General features: G+C 34.6%; 1 rRNA gene. It reads right to left on the bottom strand.

Going from position 1 to position 1139, the window contains the following annotated elements:
* A 23S ribosomal RNA gene (locus tag ACM6LU_RS39150) occupies positions 1–1139 on the bottom strand; the annotation flags it as partial.

Below are 1139 nucleotides of genomic sequence, written 5' to 3'. Positions count from 1 at the left end.
ACGACGGACACAAACGCCGATTACTAACTTAAATTCTGACTTAAAAACGTTCAATCATAATCCGACACACGATAACTTCGCGCCACTGACTTTTCAACCAAACGCGATAACCAATTATATAAATCAACGATTCCTCTCGTACTAAATTAAATTACTATCGCGACACGATCATCAGTAAAATAAAACTAACCTGTCTCACGACGATCTAACCCAACTCACATTCCCTATTAATAAATAAACAATCCAACACTTAATAAATTCTACTTCACAATAATAAAAAAAACCGACATCGAAAAATCAAAAAACAACGTCGCTATAAACGCTTAACTACCACAAACCAATTATCCCTATAATAACTTTTCTGACACCTCTAACTTCAAACTCCGAAAATCTAAAAAATCGATAAACCACGCTTTCACGATTCGTATTCGTACTAAAAATCAAAATCAAACGAACTTTTACCCTTTTATTCCACACGAAATTTCTATTCTCGTTAAACTCATCTTAAAACACCTACGTTATCTTTTAACAAATATACCGCCCCAACCAAACTCCCCACCTAACAATATCTTCCGCCCGAATCGACCCAGCAAAACTAAACCTTAAAACCAAAAAAAAAAACAATACCCCGCTTCCGACTCACGAAATAAATAAAATAACGTTAAAAATAATAATATTTCACTTACGCCCGAAAACTCCCACTTATCCTACACCTCTCAAATCATTTCACAAAATCAAACTAAAATCAAACTCAACAAAATCTTCTTTCCCCGCTAATTCCGCCAAACCCGTTCCCTTAACTATAATTTCGCTAAATAATAAACAAAAACAGTAAAAATCTCGTTAATCCATTCATACGCGTCACTAATTAAATAACGAAACATTTAACTACCTTAAAAAAATCATAATTACTCCCGCCGTTTACCCGCGCTTAATTAAATTTCTTCACTTTAACATTCAAAACACTGAACAAAAATCACATTACGTCAGCATCCGCAAAAACCATCGCAATACTTTATTTTAATTAAACAATCGAATTCCCCTTATCCGTACCAATTCTAAATCAATTATTCAACGCCCAAAAAAAACCCCCAAAAAAACCATTCCCGATCCATCCCCCGACCAACACACGATAACCC

Origin of the sequence: Amycolatopsis sp. cmx-11-51 (genome assembly GCF_047608665.1) — a bacterium.
In the GTDB taxonomy this organism is placed as follows: domain Bacteria; phylum Actinomycetota; class Actinomycetes; order Mycobacteriales; family Pseudonocardiaceae; genus Amycolatopsis.
The sequence above is the reverse complement of the archived record's forward strand: the minus strand, read 5'-3'. Positions and strand labels throughout refer to the sequence as shown.